Origin of the sequence: Pseudomonas sp. S8 (genome assembly GCF_050473925.1) — a bacterium.
Lineage (GTDB): Bacteria > Pseudomonadota > Gammaproteobacteria > Pseudomonadales > Pseudomonadaceae > Aquipseudomonas > Aquipseudomonas parakoreensis.
Window position 1 is genome coordinate 2638208 of the sequence record NZ_JBFDVZ010000016.1, and the last position, 23825, is coordinate 2662032.

17 protein-coding genes are annotated in these 23825 nt (G+C 61.1%); all 17 read right to left on the minus strand.

Annotation, left to right across the window (positions count from 1 at the left end; all coding sequences use genetic code 11):
* Nucleotides 1-25: 25 nt before the first annotated feature.
* The 17 genes from AB1J88_RS13040 to AB1J88_RS13120 all read right to left on the minus strand — a co-directional run bounded on the left by AB1J88_RS13040 (nt 26) and on the right by AB1J88_RS13120 (nt 23623).
* Nucleotides 26-2941 carry a glycosyltransferase family 2 protein gene (locus tag AB1J88_RS13040; RefSeq protein WP_430291219.1) on the minus strand — a complete coding sequence of 972 codons (2916 nt, stop codon included), beginning with the start codon at nt 2939-2941 and terminating at the stop codon, nt 26-28.
* 55 nt (nt 2942-2996) lie between these two features.
* Nucleotides 2997-3734 carry a cephalosporin hydroxylase family protein gene (locus AB1J88_RS13045; RefSeq protein WP_430291220.1) on the minus strand — a complete coding sequence of 246 codons (738 nt, stop codon included), beginning with the start codon at nt 3732-3734 and terminating at the stop codon, nt 2997-2999.
* A 17-nt stretch (nt 3735-3751) separates the two neighbouring features.
* Nucleotides 3752-4822 carry a class I SAM-dependent methyltransferase gene (locus AB1J88_RS13050; RefSeq protein WP_430291221.1) on the minus strand — a complete coding sequence of 357 codons (1071 nt, stop codon included), beginning with the start codon at nt 4820-4822 and terminating at the stop codon, nt 3752-3754.
* Complete coding sequence (locus AB1J88_RS13055) at nt 4819-5670, minus strand: NAD-dependent epimerase/dehydratase family protein (protein ID WP_430291222.1); 852 nt, start codon at nt 5668-5670, stop codon at nt 4819-4821. The genes AB1J88_RS13050 and AB1J88_RS13055 overlap by 4 nt, the downstream gene beginning before the upstream one ends.
* The gene (locus AB1J88_RS13060; RefSeq protein ID WP_430291223.1) at nt 5667-6893 is read right to left on the minus strand and encodes a methyltransferase domain-containing protein; all 1227 of its coding nucleotides are present in this window, start codon (nt 6891-6893) and stop codon (nt 5667-5669) included. Before AB1J88_RS13060 ends, AB1J88_RS13055 begins: the two co-directional genes overlap by 4 nt.
* A complete protein-coding gene (locus tag AB1J88_RS13065) occupies nt 6890-7450 on the minus strand; it encodes a dTDP-4-dehydrorhamnose 3,5-epimerase family protein (RefSeq protein WP_041073033.1) in 561 nt (186 codons plus the stop codon). Before AB1J88_RS13065 ends, AB1J88_RS13060 begins: the two co-directional genes overlap by 4 nt.
* Nucleotides 7447-8529 (minus strand): CDP-glucose 4,6-dehydratase, encoded by a 1083-nt coding sequence (rfbG, locus tag AB1J88_RS13070; protein ID WP_430291224.1) that lies wholly within the window; start codon nt 8527-8529, stop codon nt 7447-7449. The genes AB1J88_RS13065 and rfbG overlap by 4 nt, the downstream gene beginning before the upstream one ends.
* A complete protein-coding gene (gene rfbF, locus AB1J88_RS13075; RefSeq protein WP_047292487.1) occupies nt 8511-9284 on the minus strand; it encodes a glucose-1-phosphate cytidylyltransferase in 774 nt (257 codons plus the stop codon). The genes rfbG and rfbF overlap by 19 nt, the downstream gene beginning before the upstream one ends.
* A gap of 255 nt (nt 9285-9539) precedes the next feature.
* On the minus strand, nt 9540-11300 hold the full coding sequence (locus AB1J88_RS13080) for a calcium-binding protein (protein ID WP_430291225.1): 1761 nt from the start codon (nt 11298-11300) through the stop codon (nt 9540-9542).
* Between the two features lie 235 nt (nt 11301-11535).
* Nucleotides 11536-15129 (minus strand): glycosyltransferase, encoded by a 3594-nt coding sequence (locus AB1J88_RS13085; protein ID WP_430291226.1) that lies wholly within the window; start codon nt 15127-15129, stop codon nt 11536-11538.
* 109 nt (nt 15130-15238) lie between these two features.
* Nucleotides 15239-16810 (minus strand): flagellar hook-associated protein 3, encoded by a 1572-nt coding sequence (locus AB1J88_RS13090; RefSeq protein WP_041073043.1) that lies wholly within the window; start codon nt 16808-16810, stop codon nt 15239-15241.
* A 13-nt stretch (nt 16811-16823) separates the two neighbouring features.
* Entirely contained in the window at nt 16824-18869 is a 2046-nt protein-coding gene (gene flgK, locus AB1J88_RS13095) for a flagellar hook-associated protein FlgK (RefSeq protein WP_041073045.1), read from the minus strand.
* 21 nt (nt 18870-18890) lie between these two features.
* Entirely contained in the window at nt 18891-20177 is a 1287-nt protein-coding gene (gene flgJ, locus AB1J88_RS13100; RefSeq protein ID WP_222015874.1) for a flagellar assembly peptidoglycan hydrolase FlgJ, read from the minus strand.
* Nucleotides 20178-20188: 11 nt separating this feature from the next.
* Nucleotides 20189-21277, minus strand: a complete 1089-nt coding sequence (locus AB1J88_RS13105; protein WP_161794916.1) for a flagellar basal body P-ring protein FlgI — start codon at nt 21275-21277, stop codon at nt 20189-20191.
* Nucleotides 21278-21304: 27 nt separating this feature from the next.
* Entirely contained in the window at nt 21305-22000 is a 696-nt protein-coding gene (gene flgH / locus AB1J88_RS13110; RefSeq protein WP_007965503.1) for a flagellar basal body L-ring protein FlgH, read from the minus strand.
* Between the two features lie 51 nt (nt 22001-22051).
* Entirely contained in the window at nt 22052-22837 is a 786-nt protein-coding gene (gene flgG / locus AB1J88_RS13115) for a flagellar basal-body rod protein FlgG (protein ID WP_003222804.1), read from the minus strand.
* A gap of 45 nt (nt 22838-22882) precedes the next feature.
* Entirely contained in the window at nt 22883-23623 is a 741-nt protein-coding gene (locus tag AB1J88_RS13120) for a flagellar basal body rod protein FlgF (RefSeq protein ID WP_007965507.1), read from the minus strand.
* Between the last annotated feature and the right edge of the window lie 202 nt (nt 23624-23825).

Below are 23825 nucleotides of genomic sequence, written 5' to 3' on the forward strand. Positions count from 1 at the left end.
GATTCCTGTTCCTTGTCCGACGGACTCAAGCGAGTAACTGCGACCAGTTGACCGGCGTGCTTTCACCCAAGGTAAAACCTTTGCCGATGAGGGACAGGTTGGCGTTGTAGGCACTGTCCTGCGCAAAGGCGCCGCCCCACTTCTCACGCAAAGCAGCCAGGGCTGATGGCGCTTGCGGCAAGAGGCCCGGATGCACAACCTGCACCAGCGGCGTCCACACAATGAGGTAACCCGCCTCACCGGCCTTGAGGCACAGATCGACATCGCTGAAGCCATCGGCGAACGTCACTTCGTCCAGACCGCCCAGTGCGTTGAACAGTTCTTTGCGGATCATCAGGCACACTTTCGACACCGCGGAATAATTCTGCTCGACCGCCAGGCGTTGCATGTAGCCTTCAGCGGAATGTTTTTCACCGATGAAAGGCGAGCCCACGCCATCGTTCAGACCAACAATCAAGCCAGCATGAGCGATCTTGCCGTCACGATCGACGAGTTTGGCACCGACGATAGCCACTTCCGGACGCTGCGCGTGATTGAGCAACGAGTCGATCCAGTTCGGATTGACGATTTCGCTGTCAGCGGCCAACAGCACCAGATACTCACCCTGCGCCTGCTCGCTGGCGGCGTTGTACAACGCCGTCTCGCCGAGCGGCTGATCGGCACGCAGCACATTGACTTTAGGGTTACGCAGCGTGCCCAGCCAGTCATTGACCTCGGCCGACTGATTCGGATTCGCCGCAATCAGCACTTCATAACGGCTGTAACGGGTTCTGAGCAACACGCCTTCCAGGCAGCGACGCAGTGCCGCCAGGTCGTCGATGGCCGGCACAATGATCGACACCAGCGGCTGTTCGGCGTGACGGTAATCAATCTGATAGGTACCGGGCGTCGCCGAGGTGACCCTGGCCTTGTAACCACGATTGCCCAGGTGACGCAGCAGCGCCTGACGTTCGTGGGCATTCTCTTCCAGTACCGAGGCCTGGGTGATCAGCAGTGGCTCGTCGAGATGCGCCAGGCCGCCAATGCCGCCCTGTTCGATGATGCGCAGCAGCAGATCCAGCTCCAGTGCCTTGCTGAAGTCGGCCTGATAGCCACCGGCTTCGAGCAACACTTCGCGGCGAATCAACCAATGACGCGCCATCAGCGCTGGAACGCTTTGCAGCAGGTCCAGATTGAAGCCCGGGCGGAAGACGTCGACCAGTGCACCGTTTTCCTTGCGCTGGATTTCATCGGTGGCGACGGCGCGCACACCCGCGGCAGACATCAGTTCCAGACTCGCCCGCAACAGGCCGCCGGCGGTGAACTCGTCGCCCGCCTGCGCCAGCAACAACCAGTCGCACGCTGACTGCTGAGCACTCTGATTCAACTTGTCGACGTAGTTGCTCTGGGTAACGCGCACGAAGTGCAGGGTATTTTGCGCGGTGGTCGCCACCGGCGGCTCGCCCGTGGTGAACACCACAATCCTGAACGCTTTGCAGTGCCCCTCGAGCAGACTGTCGAGCGAGACCTGCACCTTGTCGATCTGGTCATCCAGATCCAGCAGGAAGATGCCGAACTGCGGACCAACGTCATGGGCTGACAGATGTCGAGTGATCGACTCGACCTGTTGCGCCGACGGCTCACGCGCGGCCAGCCACTGCAGCAGGCGACCGGATTTCATGTTGTCGAAGACTGCCTGATGGTCTTCAATCACCAGGGTTTCAAGCCGAGCAATCCACTCGTTCACCGACCCGGCGGCTTCGTCTTCACCCATGTCATTCAGATGCGCGGCAAGGCGTTTGACGACTGTCTGGTTGAAAGCATTGAGGTCGTGCGCCTGCCACAAACGGTCGACCACACTTTCCGGCGTATCGTTGTTACGCGCCTGCAGCAGGTGCGCCTGACGCGTCCATATCCCCTCAAGCCCTTCCAGTTGCATACGGCCGGCGGGCATGGCGTGCAGCATGAATTCGAACTGTTCCAGACGATCGAAGAACGGCTGGTTGTAAAACGGCATCTCGACGTACTGCAACGGACCAAAACGACGATCCGGATGCCTGAGGTTCTGATTCCAGGTGGATTCGAAAATCAGTTCTGCAGTCAGCGCGCGCCCAGTCTTCAAGCTGTCGGCCATGGCCTCGAAACTCTGCAGGGCAAACGCCTTGCGCTGCTCGGCATCGAGCCCTTGAATGGCGGTAGGCAGGGAGGCAAGAAACTCGGCAAAGGCTTCTCGCTCGGCAACCGATTTGCCGTCGGCGTACGTCAGCGAGTGATACACATCGGTATTGTGCTCGGAGACACCGTAGTTGATCTCGCGTACCACATAAGGCATCGGCAGGATGCGTGCCTTGGCACTGGCCAGCAGGTAATAGACGTGACCGATTTCCTGCCACTGGAAATTGGTACCCGGTGGCAACGCCGAATGCCAGTTTTTCATCAGGTCAGTACGGGTCACCGCGTAGAACGGCGGGATGTACTGACTCATGTAATCGATGACCCGATCCTGAGCCCGCTCGGACGAATAGTCTTCCTGGACTTTCTTGTCACGCCGGTAGTAGTTCACGCCGTGGGCCAGAGACAGGTACATCAGGCAATAGCCGTGGCACATGCCGTAGTCCTGATTCGCCTGCAGGAAGTTCACGGACTCGGCCAGCGAATCGTGCAGGATGAAGTCATCGTCGGCCGCCAGCACCATATACGGCGTGGTCAGCTGCTCCACACCATAAGCCAGTTTGGCCTGCATGCCCCAGTAGGCGAACTGCGGCACATGGTGATAATCGACGGCGGAAAAATCCCCTTCAGGCCGCTCGACCGTCGAGTCGAGCACCATGATCCGGCAGGGCAAGCTGCTGTAATACTTCACCGCCCGGCGCAGGAACGCCGGCCGATTGTGAGTAATCAGCACCACGGTCAACAGCTCGTTGAGCGGTAGCGCCAGTTCAGAACTGTACTTGCCTTGCATAACTTCTCTCCACAACCGGCGACTCGCCGAGATAACGCTTTGGTGATGGTGCGAATTAACGAACGCGACGCAGATAGCCGTCCGGCGCCACGGTGATCAGCAGCTTGTTCTGCAACTGCTGGTCGATCTCGAAATCCTTGTTCTCTTCCAGGTATTTCCACACCGCGGTTTTCGGGTTGTCGCCCGGGCCCCACGGGCGATCCGGGAAGAAATCGGCCGGCATGTCTTCAACCACGGTGTCCATCACCACGCAGTAGCTGTCGACCGAGACCAGCGGCGCATACAGGCGCAGCTCTTCGAGCACGTGGTCGTGGGTGTGGTTGGAGTCGAGGACCAGAATGACCTTCTTGCCCTTGGCCGCAGCCTGCACCTGAGCGGCGATGGCCGGGTCGATGCTCGAACCTTCGATCATCTTGATGCGCTTGGCCATCGGGTGGCTTTCGATCGCTTCACGGTTGTGCGGGCGGATGTCGAGGTCGATGCCCAGCACTTCGCCGTGACCTTGCAGTTCCAGCAGAGAGGCGTAATAGATGATCGAACCGCCGTGGGCGATGCCGCACTCGATGACCAGATCCGGCTTGACCTGCCAGATGATCTCCTGCATTGCCATCATGTCCTGCGGCAGCTGGATGATCGGGCGGCCCATCCACGAGAAGTGATAGCTGTACTTGTGTTTGGCCGATTCGTTGAAGAAATCACGGGCCAGGCCAGTCAGTTTCTGGTCGTCACCCTGCTGGGCGATCTGTTCCCGGCACTCGGCTTCGAAGGCTTTGTTGATGCTGTTGTCGGTCATTTTCAAAATCTCAAGGGTCACTGGAACGAAGCGCTGTCAACGGCGTGATAGACGTAACGTCCACCGGTCATCCGCTTGATTTCTTCGAGGTAATTGGAGTTCATCACAAACAGGTTGGCGCCTTCGGGCAAGGCATCCATGGCCTCTTGCGGCGAGGACACCCGCGCGCCGCTCAGTGGCAGATAACGTCCCTGCTTGGCGGGGTTGATATCCACCACGCGATCCACCGCGACACCCGCGCGCTGCAGGAACAGCGAATAGATCACACCTTTGGACGACGCGCCCCAGATCGCCGAACCCTGTTCAGGTGCGGACTGGATGATCTGCACTGCACGCTCAAGGCTCGCCGTGAAACCGTCCGGCAGCGTCAGGCGTGGCACCGGTTGATCCGGGGTCAGGCGCAACGTCGACAGGTCGGCGACGATGTACAGGTACTGGCCGCCAAACAGGTGGCCGGCCTCGTGCACGGTGCCGAACATCCGGCGCAGGTCATCGAGGCGGAAATAATTGACGTGCTCGTAGAATAGGTCGAACCACGCTTTGTGCTCGAGGATCCAGTCGAAGCACGGCACTTCGATGTAGATCTGCCCGCCCTGGTTGGCTTCGGCGATCACCGACAGGAAGCTGACCGGGTCTTCGATGTGTTCCAGCACATGACGCAGCACGATGGCGTCCGCCGCCAGGCCGAGACCTCGGGTGAACGGCGCCTTGATTACGTCGGCGTTTTCGCCTTCGTAGGCCGGATCAATCCCGGTGATCGAATAACCGAGGCCCTTGAGCAACTCAAGGAAGTAACCCTTGCCGCAGCCGACCTCGATCAGCTCCTGGCCCTTGAAGTGTTTGGCGATGATGCCTTCGACGTCGCTCAGGTGCTTCTGGAACTGGCCCGAATGGGCCTGTTCGTTCTGATAGTCGGCGTCATAGCTGAGCTTGTCGGCATCGAACGCGGCGTTGAAGATCAGACCGCTGCGCTCATCCTGCACCAGCAGCATGTCGGCGCTGGCCGACGCCTTTGCCGATTCAGGGTCGGCGAAGGTGCGGTTCTGCAACACCGGCAGGTCGGTGACCCGATACAACTCGTGCCTCATTGCGGCTCTCCCAGTAGCTGTTGCAAACGCTCGGTCACGGCCCAGAACGCCATCGGTTCATGGGTCGGATAGGGGTAATGGCCGAGGTTCAGATTCAGTGCCGCACCGCGCTCGCGCAGACGTTGTTCGACCAGTGCGCGCACCGATACCGGCTGGCCGCTGGCGCAATTGATCACGCCATTGAAATCACGTTGGTGCAGGATCGCGGCGAGGTAATCAGCAGCGCTGGCAATCGGCAAAAAGTCCCGCAGCTGCTCGCCGCCGGACATGTTGAACGACGTCTCGCCGGCATCGATCGCCCGGTCCAGCGCCGCCAGCAGACTGTTGGGGTTCTGCCCTTGGCCATGCAGGTAGAACAGGCGCGCCCACTGCAAGGTGAACGGTTTTTCCTGCTGCAGATTGTGCAAAAACAGGTGCAGCGTGTGTTTGGCCAGACCGTAAGGATTGCTCGGCTGCGGCTCGACATTTTCGCTGAGCGGGCCGCTTTGCATGCCGTACTCGAAGCAGGTGCCAGTCACCAGCACTTGCTTCACACCCGCCTCGACCGCGCCTTTGATAAAGCGGTAGTCGGCCATCAGGTTGTGCTCGAAATGGAACAGCGCCCGATAGTTCGGCAACCCCGGCCAGGCCAGGTGCGCGAGGACGTCGATGCCGTCGGTGAGCGCCGCGATGTCGAGATCCGACGCGTGAATATCCGCCGCGACGAATTCGACGTCGTTGATCCATGGCATGCTCGCAGCCGTATCTGAATTGCGCGCCACCGCGCGCACGGCGCAGCCACGCGCGAGCAACGCCGCGACCAGATGCCGGCCGACGAAGCCCGTGGCCCCGGTGACCAGAACGTTCACAGGATTTTCATCTCAGGCACGGCGATCACGAAGCGCCCGTCCCACTGACGCACCTGCGCCAGTTGCTCGCTGACTTCGTGCAGCAGGTTCCACGGCAACACCAGCACGTAGTCCGGTTTTTCGATGTCGATCTGCGCCGGCGCGACAATCGGGATCCGACTGCCCGGCAAAAACTTACCCTGCTTGTGCGGGTTGGCATCGGCCACCCACGCCAGCAGATCCGGCTTGACCCCGGCGTAGTTGAGCAAGGTGTTGCCCTTGGCCGCCGCGCCGTAACCGACCACACGCTTGCCCTCGGCCTTGGCCTGCAACAGGAAGCGCAGCAGTTCATGCTTGATGCGTTCGGCAGCCGGCGCGAGGGTCGCGTAGTACTCAGGGGTTTTCACCCCGGCAGCGAGCTCGGCCTGCAACTGTTGCTGCACCGCCGGCTGCACCGCACGACGCTCACCGTCCTGGCGTTGCACGAACACCCGCAGCGAGCCGCCGTGAGTGCTCAACTGACTGACGTCGAACACTTCCAGACCATTGCGCTCGCACAGAGTCTGCACGGCGGTCAGCGACAGGTAGGAATAGTGCTCGTGGTACAGCGTGTCGAACTGCGCGCCAGCCATCAGCGTCAGCAGTTGCGGAAATTCGAAAGTAGCGACGCCGGTCGGCTTGAGCAGCGTGGCGAAACCACCAAGGAAATCATTGATGTCCGGCACATGCGCGAGCACGTTGTTGGCGGCCATCAGGTCGGCGCCCCAGCCTTCGCTGTGCAGCTGCGCAGCGCTGTCGCGACCGAAGAACACTTCACGAATCTGCAGACCCTTTTCCCGCGCCGCTTGCGCGGTGCTGCGGGTCGGCTCGACACCCAGACACGGAATGCCGCGAGCAGCGACGTACTGCAGCAGATAGCCGTCGTTGGCGGCGATTTCGACCACACGGCTGTCAGCGTTCAGAGCAAAGCGCTCGACCATCTCGGCGACATAGCGCTCGGCATGGGCCAGCCAGGTGCTGGAGAACGAGCTGAAGTAGGCGTACTCGGCATCGAACAGGCTGTCGGCGCGGGTGTAATCCTCGGTCTGCACCAGCCAGCACTGCTGGCACACGGCGACCTTGAGCGGCACCCATTGCTCGGCCTGTTCCAGGCGCTCGGCGTGCACGTAGGCGTTGGACGGTGGCGAGGTGCCGAGGTCGATCAGCGGCAGGCTCAGCGGTGCGGCGCACCCACGGCAGTTCATAGACGCACTCCGGCAAAGTGTTGATCAAGCGCGGGATGGCTGGCATCACGCGCTGACAAATTATTGACAGGCAACGGCCAGGCAATCGCCAGCCGTGGATCGTTCACCGACAAGCCGCCTTCGTGCTCCGGCGCGTAATCGGCACTGTGCAGGTAAAGCAGTTCGGCGTCGTCGGTCAGGGTCTGGAAACCGTGGGCGAAGCCGGCCGGGATCAACAGGCTGCGACCATCGCCAGCCTTGAGATGCTCGGCGTGCCAGTGCAGAAAGGTCTCGGAATCCGGACGCAGATCCACCGCCACGTCCCACACTTCACCGCGCAGACAGGTGATCAGCTTGGCTTCCGGCGCATTGGCATTCTGGTAATGCAGACCGCGCACGCTGCCCTTTTCACGGGTGCAGGAATGGTTGATCTGGCGGATATGAAATTCGCGGCCGAACGCGCTCAGGCTGCCTTCGCAGAACAGCCGGGCGAAATGCCCGCGCTGATCTTCGAAGCGTTTGTGCTGGACGCTGAACAGCCCGGCCAGCGGCAACGCCTTCAGGGAGAATTCGCTCACAGCGCGCCTCGGTACAGGTTCAATTGGCCGAGGGTCACGGCACGCATGTCATCGCCGTTCTGCCACGCCAGATGCCAGTCGAGGGTCTGGGTCAGGCATTGCTGCAAGGTCCAGCGTGGTTGCCAGCCCAGCACCTGACGGGCGCGACTGCTGTCCAGACGCAACAGACCGGCCTCGTGCAGTTCGCTTTTTTCGATGCGCAAACCACGTGCCTGAGGCCAGCGGTTGGCAAGCAGTTCGACCACTTCGCCGACGCTGCACATGTCGGCCTCACCCGGGCCGAAATTCCACGCCCCGGCGTATTCCGGGCCTTGCTCGTAGAGGCCGGCAGCCAGTTGCAGGTAACCGGCCAGCGGTTCCAGCGCGTGCTGCCACGGGCGCACGGCTTGCGGGTAACGCAGGGTCACCGGCTCGTCTGCAGTCCAGGCCTTGAGCACGTCGGGAATCAGCCGCTCAGGGGCAAAATCGCCTCCACCCAAGACGTTGCCGGCGCGCGCGGTGGCCAGGGCCAGACCGTGTTCAGCGTACTTGTCAGCCGGGAAAAACGACGCGGCGTAAGACTGCGCCAACAGTTCGCAGCAAGCCTTGCTGCTGCTGTAGGGATCGTGGCCGCCAAGCGCTTCGTCTTCGCGGTAGGGCCACAGCCATTCCTTGTTGGCGTAGACCTTGTCGGTGGTCACCAGCACGCAGGCGCGCACGCAACCGACCTGACGGATCGCTTCGAGCAGGTTCAGCGTGCCCATGACGTTGCTGGAGTAAGTGCCCAGCGGGTCGCGATAGCCTTCACGCACCAGTGGCTGCGCAGCCAGGTGCAGGACGATTTCCGGCTCGGTGTCGGCGATGATCTCCAGCAGCGCGCCGAGATCGCGCAGATCGCCACGTTGATCGTTGATCCCTTCGTGAACCCGCGCCAGTTCATACAGGCTCGGTTCAGTCGAAGGATCCAGCGAGAAACCGCTGACTTGCGCGCCGAGGCTTTGCAGCCACAGGGTCAGCCAGCTGCCCTTGAAGCCGGTGTGACCGGTAACCAGTACACGCTTGCCGCGCCAGAAATCCGCACTCAGGCCCATTGCTTCCATGGGGCCTCCCCGCTCTGCCACAGCGCTTCGAGGTGATTCTTGTCGCGCAGGGTGTCCATCGGATGCCAGAAGCCTTCATGTTCGAAGGCGTTGAGCTGTTCGTCCTGAGCCAGACGCGCCAGCGGCTCGGCTTCCCAAGTGGTTTCATCGCCAGCGATATAGGACAGGACTTTGGGTGACAGCACGAAGAAGCCGCCGTTGATCCAGCCACCGTCGCCGCGCGGTTTCTCGGTGAAACCCAGCACCTGATCGCCTTGCCGCTCGAGGGCGCCGTAACGTCCCGGCGGCTGCACAGCCGTGACGGTAGCGAGACGGCCGTGGGCTTTGTGGTAATCGACGAGTTGAGCAATGTTGATGTCGGAAACGCCGTCGCCGTAGGTGAAGCAGAACGCCTCTTCATCCTTGAGGTAACGGCCGGCACGCAGCAGACGGCCACCGGTCATGGTTTCCTCGCCGGTGTCGATCAGGGTGACGCTCCACGGCTCGCTGTAGTTCTGGTGCACGTCCATGCGGTTGTTGCGCATGTCGAACGTGACGTCGGAGGTGTGCAGGAAGTAATTGGCGAAGAAGTCCTTGATCGCATAGCCCTTGTAGCCCAGGCAGATCACGAAGTCGTGAATTCCGTGAGCGGAATACTGCTTCATGATGTGCCAGAGAATTGGCTTGCCGCCGATCTCGATCATCGGCTTGGGCTTGAGGTGCGACTCTTCACTGATGCGCGTGCCGAGGCCACCCGCCAAAATAACTGCCTTCATCGTCTCCCCTCTCGTTCGTCACCGGGCTGCGCATGGCTTGGTTGAGCGATGCGGGCCGTCTGGCTAACCCTTTTGCCGCCTGCGGCGCCGCTGCGATGACCGCGAGCGCTCGTTTTATGGCGATTTGAGGGGGACTTGCAGGAAACGCGCCAGCTCCGCGAGCCCTGCGTCGGCGGGAGTTCAAGGCATGAAAAAGGGATGAGTCCGTTGCCGGAATCATCCCCTTCATCAAGCGACTTCAATGAATCGGACGGATCAGCCAAACATCGCGAATCCATCGATCGTGGCCGGCAGGTCGTAGGACTGGCCGTCAGCGGTCTGCAGATGTTCGATGTTGTTGTACCCACCCACATACCAGTCCACCAGTTTCACGCCATTGGCCGGCACACCGCTGCTGCCGTCATTGGCGCCGTGCAGGTAGGCATCGTCGCCGACGCGCGTGACGCTCAACTGACTGAGGTTGGCAATGGTGTTCATGATCAGGGTGTCGTTGTAGCTGCTCGCCATATCCTGAATGGATACCAGGCCTGGGGCATTCACCACATAGGTGTCATCGCCATCGCCACCTATCAGCGTATCGTTCTGCGGCGCCTCGCCATCCAGACCGGATGCCAGGCCTCCATAAAGAATGTCCGCACCTGCGCCACCCTGAATGAAATCGTCGCCCGCACCGCCTTCCAGAATGTTGTCGCCCCAATCACCTTGCAGCACATCATTGAAATGGCTGCCACGCAGGTTTTCGATGTCGATGTACGTGTCGTAGAGAGCGATCCCGCTCTGCGGGCCCCAGCCGAGAGAAACGCTCAAACCCTCAGTGCTGTCTTCATAGCTGACGGTATCGACACCGGCTCCGCCTTCGAAGCGATCGCCACCCGCGCCGCCGAACAGGACGTCGTTGCCGGCGCCCGAAACGATGACGTTGTCCCCGTCATTGCCGTAGCCCGTGAAGTCTGCGGTGCCGGTATACGTCATTTTTTCAATGAAGGGGTCCATGTGCAGCGACGACAGGCTGGTGTACACATGGTCGATGCCACCAAAGAGGTCTGTCTCGACGATGCTGACACCGGTGCTGTTGATGGTGTACGCATCGTCGCCCATTCCACCTTCCAGCGTCACGCCCGCGATGTTGGCCGTGAATTGGTCAGCGGACGATGTGCCGATGACCTTCTCCACGTTCAGCAACGTGACACCCGCGGCACCGGCGCGCTGGCCGATGTCGACGCTGACGCCATCCCAGGATTGGCGATAGCTCACGGTGTCGTAGCCATCGGCGCCATCCACGGTCATGGCGTTATCGAGCAGGTACACCTCGTCATCGAAATTCGATCCCTGGATTGCCTCGATGCCGGTGAACGTATCGCCGTAGGCAATGGTCAAGCCATCGTAGTTGGCAAAGTCCAGAACCCGAACACCTTCAAGGCTGTCGGTGTAGCTGACAGTATCGTAACCATCGCCACCGACAAAGTGGTCGGCACCGGCGCCGCCCCACAGCCAGTCATTGCCCGCACCGCCGATGATTTCGTTGTCACTGGCGTTGCCGTAACCCTTGAAATCGCCGGTACCGGTAAAGGTCAGCTTCTCGATGAACGGGTCCAACTTGATCGTGTTGAGGCTGGTGCGCAGTTCGTCGTAGCCACCGTAGTTTTCTTCAACGAGGGTCACGCCTCCGGCGTCGACGATGTATAGATCATCACCGCCGCTGCCCTCCAGCGTCACCCCGCCCACGGAAACGGTGAACGTGTCGTTGTGGTAACTGCCGGCCACCTTCTCCACCGACACCAGCGTATCGACCTTGCCGTCAGGCCCTGCGACCGTTGCCGCACCGATGCCAAACTCGACGTTGACTCCCGACCCCATTGCGTAATAGTTCGCCGTGTCAAAACCTTCACCACCGTCGAGCAGGTCGGATCCCGCACTGGCCAGCAGTTGATCGTCGGACTCCAGTCCATGGAGTTCGTCATTGCCATCGGTGCCCGACAGGACATCCGCTTCACTCGTTCCATTTACTACTGCCATTTGCTTCTTCCTTGCGTTGTTGTCGAATCCGGAAATCGGTCACCTCAGACGCTGGCCGGACAGGTCTTCGCTGACCGTGCCAATTGAGCGCATGGAAAGGTATCGACAGAAAAATCCCGATGCTTGAGCCCGCCGCCAAAAAAAGTATCCGGCTTGATACAAAAACTTTTTGCCATGCAAAAAAAACAGGCGACTCGAAAGTCGCCTGTTTTTCAGTGGGCCGTGCGTGAATTGATCAATCCGCCAGCCAGCCATACTCCCAATACCGCAAGTTATCGCCACGCAACACGTAGTCACGCAGCACTACCTCACGCAACTCATCACCCATGCGGTAACTGGCATCCGGATCGGCCAGGTGCATGCGGATCGCTTGCAGCCACTCGTCCGTGCTGTTGGTCTTGATCCGGGTACACGGCAGATAACCACGGTAGGCCTCGGTGTCGGTGCAGATCACCGGATAGCCGCAGGCACCGTACTCCAGCAGCCGCAAGTTGCTTTTGCAGTCATTGAAGACGTGGAATTCCAGCGGCGCGAGGGCCAGGTCCAGGTTCAGGCTGGCCAACTTCGCCGGGTAGACCTCCAGATCGATCACGCCGTGGAACTCATGCATGTACGGCAGCAGATCGTCCGGGCACATGCCGAAGAAAACCCAGTCGACTTCGTTGGCCAGTTCGCGCACCACATCGGCGATCACCGCCAGATCACCGTGGTGACTGGTCCCGCCGCCCCAACCGACCCGTGGTTTCTTCGAGGTGCGGCGTTGACTGCGCAAGTGGCTCCACAAGTCCTTGGACAGCATGTTCGGTACGACACGAATGTCGTGGTGCATGTCGGACAGCACGTTAGCCAGGGGCTGGGTCGATACGACCACACGATCACACAGACCGATGGCACGTCGCACCATACGCTCCATGTCCTGCTTGCTCGGCATATTGCGGATGTGCGCATTGCGATGGGGAACGTCGATGACGTAGTCATCGAGCTCGAAGATGCGCCGCGCATTGAAGTATTTTTTCAGAGGCGGGATTTCATCGATGGCGTGTTCCGAATAGCGCCCTTGCAGCACGATCACATCAGGCGACTGGCGCTCGATATCAATGATCGACGGCAAACCATAGCAAATGCGCCCCTCGACTCTGTTAGCCGCCTGCAGCTCGATCATCGGCTGACTCATGCGGTAATGGCCGATGGCCGAGGCGTTGATCGGCACCACCAGCACATTCGGCAACTGCGCTCGGGAAAAGGCACTCCAACCGGTTCGCAGGCCAGGCTCAAGACTGAAGTTGGTGGCACCGACACCCTGCAGAGTCAGGTTAATGTTGTAGGCCGGATCGCGGGCGATGGTTGGCAACCAGCGCTGGTAGAAGGTTTCCCTTTCCTCGGCGAACAGCGCTTCGTCTTCAGTCGTCGCCGCGGCGCTCGGGCGTGCGCCCACTGCGAGCATGGCGTGGGGATTCAATACCACCAGGTAGCCTTCGCGGCCGACCCGCAAACACAGATCCACGACGTTCAACGTCTGCTTCAGATCCTGTTCGTCGAGCCCACCGGCAACCTCGAAGACCGACTTGCGAATCATCAGGCAATCGCCGCCAACCGCGCTCAGGTCATGCACCGCTTGCAGGCGGAACATGTACCCGTCCGACTGCACGGGCTGGCCATAGAACGGCAGACCGACCGGGCCGTTCAACCCGAGAATCAGCCCGGCGTGCAACACACCACCGTCCGGATTGAACAGCTTTGCACCGACCACGCCGACTTCCGGGCGTTGCGCATGATTGAGCAATTCGTCGAGCCAGTCGGCCTGAGTGATCACCGCAAAAGCATTGAGCAGCACCACATACTCGCCACGCGCATGGCTGACCGCAAAGTTGTGCGCGGCCGCCGCATTACCCTTTTGCGGATAGCTCAGCACACGAATTCGCTCGCTGCCCAGTTGCGCCATGCCGTCCAGCCACACCCGCGCCTCGGCGCTTTCGCTGCCGTTGTCGACCAACAGTAATTCGTACTCGGTGTAAGCGGTCTTTTCCAGCAGCGTTTCAACACAGCGCTGCAATGCAGCCGTCTGGTCTTGAGTGACAATCACCACCGACACCAGCGGGCGTCGAGCATGCTGATAATCCACGCGGTTGAGCAGTTCGCTGCCGCCACGGCGGATGTCATGGGCAATCCCCAGGCGTTGCAGATGCGCTTCGAGAATCCGCGGGCTTTGCGCCACGACACCGGGCTCGGTCAGCCACTGGGAGAGGTCGAATTTGGACTCCAGCAACACTTCGGCGATGTGTCCCACGACGTGCAAGCCGTCGTTCTCGACCATCCGCCACAGCGCATCATGCGGCGCCAGTTCGGCAAACGTCGGCGTAAAGCCGCCGAGCGCCAGAAATCGCTCACGCTTGAACGCCAGGGCGCGCCCGACGTAGGGATAACTGCGCATCAGGTCGAGGTTGAAATCCGGTTTGAACGCAGGTTCTGCCGACTCGCCGTTGCGCAGGCTACCTTCGTCGCTGTACAGACATGTCAGGGTTGGGGTGTGCGCGATTCGGTCGGCCATGACCAGCAACGCCGGCGCCACCAGGCGATCGCCTGGCTGCAACAGATAGAACCAGTCAGCCCCTTCGAGCTGCGACAGCAGTGTGTTGATCTGCTCCAGCCCATCATCCTGCAACGGCATGTGGAACACTCGCCCGTCAAGGCGCGCCTCGGTACACGAAGCGGACAGCACCAGGATCAGCTCTGGCGGATAATCCTGCGCGGCGAGCGCCTCCAATGTGCGCTCCAGGCCATCGCGACTGCCCTGCCCGTCAATGATGATCGGTACGATGCGCGGCTGGCAGGGCCAACTGGCGAGCGTTTCCGGCAACCAGTGGCGTTGCTGCTCGGTGAGCACCCGACATGCCAGCCACTGTGCGTACAGTTCGCCGAAGCTGAAGCTGTTGACGCCGACTCCCCACTCCTGACGGCTCTGCTTGGAACCCAGCGTTCGACTCAGGGGCAACTCTTGCCAGACCCGGGGCAACTCATCGGCCCGGGACAGCGGAACATAACGCACCCATCCCGGAGCAGGCGCCGATTCACCGCTGCGCGCCTTGAGCATTTGCGAAATCCACTCGCGCTCGACTTGCGCAGCATCCTTCATCGGTTGCTGTGCACTCAGACGCTCCGGGTAAAGGCGTTCGGCACTGAGTACGCTGTTGGACACCGCCAGATTGCCGCGCCGCAGCAGGCAGACATACAGGGCAAAATCCAGCGTCGCGACGAAGCAGGCGCCATCCTCGGTCAATGCTGGCAACAGCTCGACGACGTCGGCACGACGCATCAGCGCATTGCTGAATCCACCGAGCACGTTGACCGGGAATTTTTCAAAGATGCCCAGTACGTCGTCGCCCTTGAGCAAGCCACTGACTGGCGACAACGGCGTGTTTTCGATGCGCGCCGGCAGAATGATGTCGTTTGCGTCCCAGAGCAGCCGTTGCGCCACCACCAGGCTGACTTCTTCACGCTGCATTTCATGGGCCTGCTGCTCGATGCACGCGGAATAGAGCAGATCGTCATCGCACAGAAACTTGATGTACTCGCCCTCCGCCTGCTCGAGACAAGCCTTGAGGTTATCGACCAGCCCCAGCGTCCGCGGATTGCGCACGTAGCGTACGGCCACACCTGTCTGTTCGGTCACAGACGCGGTGATGGCTTCGATCTCGTCGCCGCGACTGTCGTCGCACACAATGATTTCGAGTTGGCCATAAGTCTGGCTCACCGCACTGTTCAAGGTCCGCTCGAAGAAGCGCGGATTGAAGGCGGGAATGACCAGACTGACGAGAGGAAGTGGATTCACGGCGGGCTCACAGGCGGTACGAGCCCGCTCGGTAAAGCGAGCCCATGAAACCGCAAAAAAACATTAACTGAGGGACGAGACAAACGGGCACCGAGGCGCCCGTCCAACGTCAGATCTTGTTGAACAGACCCAACTGACTGATCTTGCTGAACGCCAGTTGCGAGGCTTGCAGCATGGTCTGCTGCAACGTCAGGCGGGTCATCACCTCGGCCGGATCCGAATCACGGATCGAACCCTGAGTCGTAGTGTTGGCCTGGATCAGGCTCTGGTTGGTCGTGTTCTGATCCTCCAGCGACTGGCCGCGAGCACCGATCGAGGTCACCGCTGCGCCGATTTGGTTGGAGGCGCTGTCGAGGTTACCCAGCGCCGATTCCATGGCCCCCTGGAACTGCTGCTTGACCACCGGATCACCGTCGACCGGCAGGTTCAGCGCCGTGACCATCTGGCCCAAGGTGTCGAGCACGTTCTGGGTCTGGTGGTTGTTGGACTGGATCGAGAACTGATCGCCCGCGCCCGGCGTACCGCCAATGGCGAAGGTCACACCGGCGGCCGTGGCGTTGCCGCCGACCATGGTGCCCGACGACACCGGCTTGCTGTCGGCGGTAACAGGTGCCGCGTACAGGTCGAAATCGGTGGCGCTGGTGAACTTCAGCACTGCCCCGCCGCCCGACGGGAAGGCCGCGCTGTACGCCGCCTGGTTGGTCACGCTGGAGCCGGTGATGACCGCCGTCGACGGGTTGCCCGGGCTGCGCGCGGTGGTAAACGAGTCAGGCGTGGCCGACAGCTGGAAGCTGTGACCGGCGATGACCGCGTCCGGGTTGGTGTCACCAGCCTTGAGGTTGATGTTCAACTTCATGTCGACGCCACGGAAGCTGACCGTCTGGTTGGCACCATTGCTGTTGCTGATCAGACCGTTCTGACTGGCCTCGGACGTCACGTCGTTGCCCAGGGCATCGGTGATTTTCAACTGCGTGCTGCTGATGAAATCCACGGTGTATGGCTGGCCCGCCGTGAACTTGGCGTTGTAGGTCGCTGCGGTGCCAACCGTACCGTTGGACAGCACCACACGACCGTCATCCACCGCCGGAGCGGTCATGTTGGTCTGCGTACGGCTGGTGTTGATGGTCTGCTGGAACGCATCCCAACCGGTGGTGTTGGTCGCGACCGACATGCCGTCGCCAATGCCCAGGTTGATCTGGGTCTGGTCGCCGTTGTAGGTGTAGGTGCCGTCGACGTTTTGCGAGTACGGCGCGGTATCGGTCTTGGAACCGGAGAACAGATAGTTGCCGTTGGCATCCTTGGAGTTCATCAGGCCCAGCACTTGTTGCTGGATCTGGCTCAGCTCTGCCGCATAGGCCTTGCGGTTGTCGTCGGTGGCGATGCCGTTGTTGGCCGCCAGGCCGATTTCCTTGGCGCGCTGCAAAGCCGTGGTAATGGAGTTCAGAGTGGACTCCTGCACGGTCAGCGCACTCTTGGTGGTGTCGATGTTGCCCTGATACTGGTCGAGCATCGCACTTTGCTGACCCAGCTTGAGCAGACGACCGGCGCCGATCGGATCGTCGGCAGCGGTGTTGATGCGCTGCAGGCTGCTCGCTTCGTTGGCGGTCGCGACCGTCTTGCTGTAGTTGCGCTGATATTGAGCAGCTTGCGTCGCGTAATACTGGGCGGTGGAAATGCGCATGAATTACGACTCCTTAAAGACTGTTGATCAGCGTGGCGAAAGTTTCCTGCGCAGCTTTGATGATCTGCGAAGACGCTGTGTAGTACTGCTGATACTTGACCAGGTTGCCGGTCTCTTCATCGAGGTTGACCTGGGACAGCGAATCACGCGCGCCCTTGGCCTGATCGAGGATCACCGAGGTGGCGTCATTGTCGGACTTGCTCTGTGCAGCCTTGGTACCGACGTTGGTCACCAGTTTGTTGTAAGCGTCGGTCAGGCTGATGCCTTTGCTGCCGCTGCCGGTGTCCACGGTCTGTTTGGTCTGCAGGCCAACCAGTGCCTGGGCGTTGCGGTTGTCCGAAGAGGCCGCGCCGGTCAGGTTGATGGTGAAGGTTTCGCCGGACTTCGGCGTCGCGCCCACGGTGGTCTGCACGGTGAAAGTCTTCTGCACGTTCGGCGTGACCGTGGTGTCCATCACCGGCGCGCCGGTGGAGTCGACCATGCCGACCTTGAGGTTCAAGGTGTTGGCCTGCCCCGGCACGATGGTGCCCGAGCCGATGGTGTTGCCCTTGGCGTCGACCATGTTGTACGACTGGCTGCCACTGGCGACCGCACCGAACACCAGCTTGACCGGCGTCGAATATTTGAGCGCATTTTGCAACTCGGTCTGCGACGCCGGGTTGTAGATGTCAATCGAGTCGGTCAGCGTCGGCTGGGTGTAGGTACCGGAATTGTTGGCACTGGCCACGCCGGTCAACGGTGCTGCCGCCGCGACTTTCTTCGGATCGGTCAATACGGTCTGAATCGAGCTCGCCGCGTTACGGGTCGGCGTCACCTTGAACGTGTCGCCCGCGCTCAGTGCCCCGCCATTGAGGGCCAGGGTGAAACCGTCGATCACAGGTGGCGGCGTAGTCGTGGTGCTGAACGAGCCCATGTCAGTGCCATCGGAGCGCTTGACCGAATAATTGGTGGCGCTGGTGAAGGTCACCTGGTAATCGCTGGTGGTCAGCTTGCCGGTGTCCTTGATGGTGACATCGAGGTTGCCCGAGCCGGCGCTATTGCCCGCCTGCGCGATGCTGCGCTGGCTGATCAGCGCGGCACTGTTGATGTTATTGAAAATCGCTGCACCGAAGTCACCGTTCTTGTCGATGCCCTGGGCCTGCTGGCTGTTAACTTGGTCGGCCACCACCAGCGCGACACGGCCCAACTCGTTGAGCGACGGATCGAGCACTTCTTTGCGGTAGGTCAGCAGACCACCGATTTCGCCACCGCTCATGGCCGACGTGATGTCGATGACGCTTGAGCCACGGTCCATCTGAATGGCCATGCGCGTCGGATCATCCTTGCTCGGCACGGTGCTCAGGGTGTTGGTGGTGTTGCCGATCACCAGCGGCTGGCCGGTGCCGATGTACACATCAAAACTGGTGCCACGCTCGACGACCTGCGCACCGGTCAGCTCGGAGAGCTGGCGCACCGCTTCGTTACGGCTGTCGAGCAGATCGTTCGGCTGACCGCCGCTGGTGGAAATCTCGCCGATCTTCTGGTTGAGATTAGCAATCGAGGTGGCCAGTTTGTTCACTTGCGACGTCATGTCCGCAAGGTTGCCGTTGATCGTGGTGTTCTGATCGTTCAGCTGTTTGGCCAGGGCATTGAAACGGCTGGTCAGCGCCTGCGCACCGGTCAGCACCGACTGACGGGAAGTGTCGTCCGTGGCAGAGGTCGCCACGCCCTGCATCGAGGTGAAGAATTTCTGCAGCACACCGGTCAGGCCGGTGTTGGTGTCGGACATCGAGGCATCCAGTGCAGTGGCCTGGGCACCGTACGCAGCCGCTTCGCTATTGAGCGAGGTGGCGGTATGCAGCTGGTTTTCGAGGTAAGAGTTGTAGACCCGGCGCACGTCGGCCAGGGTCGTCCCCGTCCCGATGAAGACGTTGCCGAACTGCTGCGAGGACTTGGTGCTCTGCACGGTTTGCTGGCGTGAATAACCGGCGGTGTCGACGTTGGCAATGTTGTTACCTGTGGTCGCGAGAGAGGAAGAACTCGCGGACAACCCCGACATCCCGATATTGAGCAAACTCATGATTCAAACCTTACCGTGTGTTTATAGAGGCGTCGTTGAAACGCCGGCCGCAGCGTAGTTTTCGAAACTGTTCATCTGCTTGGCAATCTGCGAAATCTTCGTCGCGTAGTTCGGGTCGGTCGCGTAACCGGCCTTTTGCAACTCGCGTACAAACTGTTCTGGGTTATCGGCCGACTTCACGACATCTTGATAGCGATTGTTGGTCTGCAGCAAAGTCACCAGATCGTGGAAACTGTCCTTGTACGAGGCATAGGAACGGAACTGCGCCGTCTCCTTGACCATCTGCCCGTTGCGGAACTCGCTGGTGATTGCCCGGGCCGAATCGCCGGTCCAGTTGCTGCTGGCCTTGATGCCGAACAGGTTGTGGCTGCTGCTGCCATCCTGGGCACGCATGACCGATTTGCCCCAGCCGGTTTCCAGTGCGGCCTGCGCCACCAGATAACGCGGATCGACGCCAATACGCGCGGCGGCTTCTTTGGCCATCGGCAGCATGGTGTTGACGAATTCATCGGCGGAGCTGAAGGCGCGCTTGGCCGGCGCCAGCGGAATCTGCGCCATCGCCCGGCCGTAAATCTGCATCTGCCCGCCGGACGCCTTGGCGTCTTCGGCACGGGTCAGCCAGTCGCCGTTGTACAGCGGACCGGCGCCGGTGGTGGCCGTCGTTGCGGCACGTTGCGGCAAGGCATTGGTGGCTGTCGGCGTGGCGGAAGGCACCAGACCGGCGAGCAAACGATCGGCCAGTTTCGGCGGCAAGGCCAGACGACGCTTGTTGATCATGGCCATGTCATTGCTGTGCGAGGCTTCGGTCGTGGCGACACGCCCGGAACGCGACGCCCACAGCGGACGCTCGCCATTGAGCCGCGATAACGGCCCGTGGGTGGCGGTCGTGCCGGCGGCAATCGGCGTCTGCACCGCAGCCGCTTTCGCCGCCTCTTGCTTGGCGGCGGACGCGGCCGCCGCCTCGCCTGGCGCCAGCGGTTTGTTCCTCGACATCTGCTTCATCAGCACGTCGGCCAGACCGATCCCCCCGCCCTCACGGGACAGCGAGACCGCCAGTTGCTGGTCGTACATTTCCTGATATTGCTTGGCCGCCGGGGTGTTCATCGGGTTGTCTTTACCCAACGCCTCGGTGGCCGAACGCATCGACTTGAGCATTTCGCCAAGGAACAGCGATTCGAATTCCTGCGCCACCTTGCGCATGTTCGCATCGCTGTTCTTGTCGCCGACCTTGAGCTGGTTCAGACGATTGAGGTCGGAGTACGAACCCGAATCGCCCGTGCCCACCAGACTGCCTTTGCGCATATCCATGGTCGCCGTCCTCAGATCACGATCAGGTCGGCTTGCAACGCGCCGGCCTGCTTCAGAGCTTCGAGAATGGCCATCAGGTCACCCGGTGCCGCGCCCACCTGGTTCACCGCCCGCACGATCTCGTCGAGGGTGGTGCCCGGGCCGAACTTGAACATCGGTTTGGCTTCCTGCTGGGCATTGACCCGCGAGCGTGGCACCACGGCCGTCTGCCCATTGGACAACGGGCCCGGCTGGCTGACGATCGGGTCTTCGGTGATGGTCACGGTCAGACTGCCGTGGGTCACGGCGGCCGGCGAGACTTTCACGTTCTGGCCGATGACGATGGTGCCGGTGCGCGAGTTGATGATGACTTTCGCCACCGCCTGCCCCGGGTCCACTTCAAGGTTTTCCAGAATCGACAGATAGTCGACGCGCTGGCTCGGATCGAGCGGCGCCGTTACACGGATCGAACCGCCGTCGATGGCTTGCGCCACGCCAGGGCCGAGCATGTCGTTGATCTTGTCGACGATGCGCTTGGCCGTGGTGAAGTCGGAACGGTTGAGGTTCAGCGTCAGGCTGTTGCCCTGGTTGAAACCGCTCGGTACCGAACGCTCCACCGACGCACCACCGGGGATACGACCGGCCGACGGAACGTTGACGGTGATCTTCGAACCGTCGCGACCTTCGGCATCGAAACCACCGACCACCAGGTTGCCCTGAGCGATGGCGTAGACGTTGCCGTCGATACCCTTGAGCGGGGTCAGCAACAGGGTGCCGCCGCGCAGGCTCTTGGAGTTACCGATCGAAGACACGGTGATGTCGACCTGCTGCCCCGGTTTGGCGAACGCCGGCAGATCGGCACTCACCGACACCGCTGCGACGTTTTTCAACTGCACGTTGCCCGATCCCGGCGGCACCTTGATGCCGAACTGCGACAGCATGTTGTTGAAGGTCTGCAGGGTGAACGGGGTCTGCGTCGTCTGGTCACCGGTGCCGTTAAGCCCGACCACCAGGCCGTAACCGATCAACTGGTTGGAACGCACGCCGGAGATGCTGGCGATATCTTTCAGCCGCTCGGCGTGGGCACCAAAGGCAGCGGACAACAGGGCCGCCGCCAGCATGAGGCTCTTGAAATTCAAAGTCGCCACCTAGAAAGGGAACAGCGGGCTGAGGAAGAAACGGTCGAACCAGCCTGGCTGACTCGCATCGGCAAACGAACCGGTGCCCGAGTAGGTGATGCGCGCATCGGCGACACGGGTCGACGACACGGTGTTGTCGGTGGCGATGTCATCGGCACGCACCAGACCTGCGATCCGCACCAGCTCGTCGCCGGTGTTGAGGGTCATCCACTTCTCGCCGCGCACGGCGATGATGCCGTTGGGCAGCACGTCGGCCACGGTCACGGTGATCGAGCCGGTCAGGGTGTTGCCCTGCGCGGCCTTGCTGTCGCCCTTGGTTGCACGGTCGCCGCTGTAGCCGACGTCGAGGCTCAGGTCATTGCCACCCAACGGGTTGTTGGTGGTGCCACTGCCGCCGAACAGCGAGGTCAGGCCGATGCCGGTCTTGCTGTTCTTGGCCACCTGGGAGTTGGCGTTCTTGCTCGCCTGAGTCTTCTCGTTCAGGGTGATGGTGATGATGTCACCGACCCGGAACGCCTTGCGGTCGCTGTACAGGTTCTGCTCGAAGCCGGCCTGATAGATCGAGCCGTTGTTGGCCGCCGCCGGCAATGGCGTGCGTGGCAACACCGGAGCGTAGTAAGGGTCATTGGGCTTGGGCGTCGGTGCGACGCAGCCCGCGAGCGAGACGACCCCACCCAATGCCAGAACAGATACGAAGCGTTTCATGACCCTACCTCACGGTGTTGCTGGCGGCCTCAGGCCGCCCCATAGACTTGATTACAGATTCTGCGTTACGAACGAGAGCATCTGGTCGGCGGTGGAGATCACCTTGGAGTTCATCTCGTAGGCGCGCTGAGTGGTGATCATGTTGACCATCTCTTCAACGGTGCTGACGTTGGAACCTTCCAGAGTGTTCTGCAGCGTGGTACCGAAACCGTTCAGGCCCGGGGTGCCGATTTGCGGCGCGCCGGAAGCAGCGGTTTCCAGGAACAGGTTGTTACCCACCGCCTGCAGACCGGCCGGGTTGATGAAGTCGGCGGTTTGCAGGTTGCCGATCACTTGAGCGGCCGGGTTGCCTGGCACGGTGATCGAGACGGTGCCGTCGGTACCGACAGTGAAGCTCTGCGCGTTGTTCGGGATGACGATGGCCGGTTCCAGGGCGAAACCGCTGGCGTTGACGATCTGGCCGTTGGAGTCGAGGTGGAAGGTACCGTCACGGGTGTAGGACGTGGTGCCGTCCGGCTGCAGGATCTGGAAGAAACCGCGACCGTCGATGGCCATGTCCAGCGGCTGCTCGGTGGTTTGCAGGCTGCCGGCGGTGAAGTTTTTCTGGGTACCGACGATGCGCACACCGGTACCCAGTTGCAGACCCGACGGCAGTTCGCTGTCCTGGGTCGACTGGGCGCCTGGCTGACGCTTGATCTGATACAGCAGGTCCTGGAACTCGGCACGGTCACGTTTGAAACCCGTGGTCGAGACGTTCGCCAGGTTGTTGGAAATGGTGGTCAGGTTGGTGTCCTGGGCGGACAGACCGGTTTTGGCAACCCATAGAGCCGGAAGCATTCGATTCTCCTCGTGCGCCTGTTTTACGGCGCGACGTTCTGATAATTAGCTGATCTGCAAGACCCGAGCCATGGCCTGGTCGTCGTCTTTGGCGGTGTTCATCATCTTGACGTGCAACTCGAACTGCTTGGCCAGGGCCAGCACCGAGGTCATTTCTTCCACGGCATTGACGTTGCTCGACTCGAGGAAACCCGACACCAGTTTGACGTTGGCGTCGGCCGGCGCCGGCTGGCCGTCCTTGGTGTAGATCGAGCCGTCGAGGCCTTTGTTGAGGTTCTTGATGTCCGGGTTGACCAGTTTGATCCGGTCGACTTCCGCCATGACGCGCGGGCCTTCGCCCATCGCACGAATACTGATGGTGCCGTCTTCACCGACTTCGACCTGCTGCTCCGGCGGCACGGCGATCGGACCGCCGTTGCCCAATACCGGCATGCCGTTGCCGGCGCGCAGTACGCCGAGGGCGTCGATGTTCAGGCTGCCGGTGCGCACGTAGCTTTCGCCGCCGTTGGGGTTCTGCACGGCAATAAAACCGTTGCCGGTCACGGCGACGTCGAGATCACGCCCGGTCTGCACCAGCGAACCGGCGGTGAAGTCGGTGGCGGGCCGCTCACTCATGGCAAACGCACGCGCCGGAAAGCTGTCACCGAACACCGGCATCGAACGCGCCTGCTCCAGGTCGCGCTGAAAACCATTGGTGGAGATGTTCGCCAGGTTGTTGGCATGGGCCTTTTGCGCCAGTGCGTTCTGACTGGCGCCGGTCATTGCCACATAAAGGTACTTGTCCACACTCTTTCCTCTGCATGCCGGACGTTTGCCGCCCACCGCTGTACTGCTGAGCCATAAGCAATTTGCAGACCAACTTTTTTCTGGCGGCTTGCGGCCCGGTAAACAAAGGACTTGCGGGGTTTTGCGGGGAAATTGGAAATGTATCGAAGTCGAAAAACCGGCGGTGTTATGCCGCTGGGCGGCAAAGGATCAAAAGATCGCA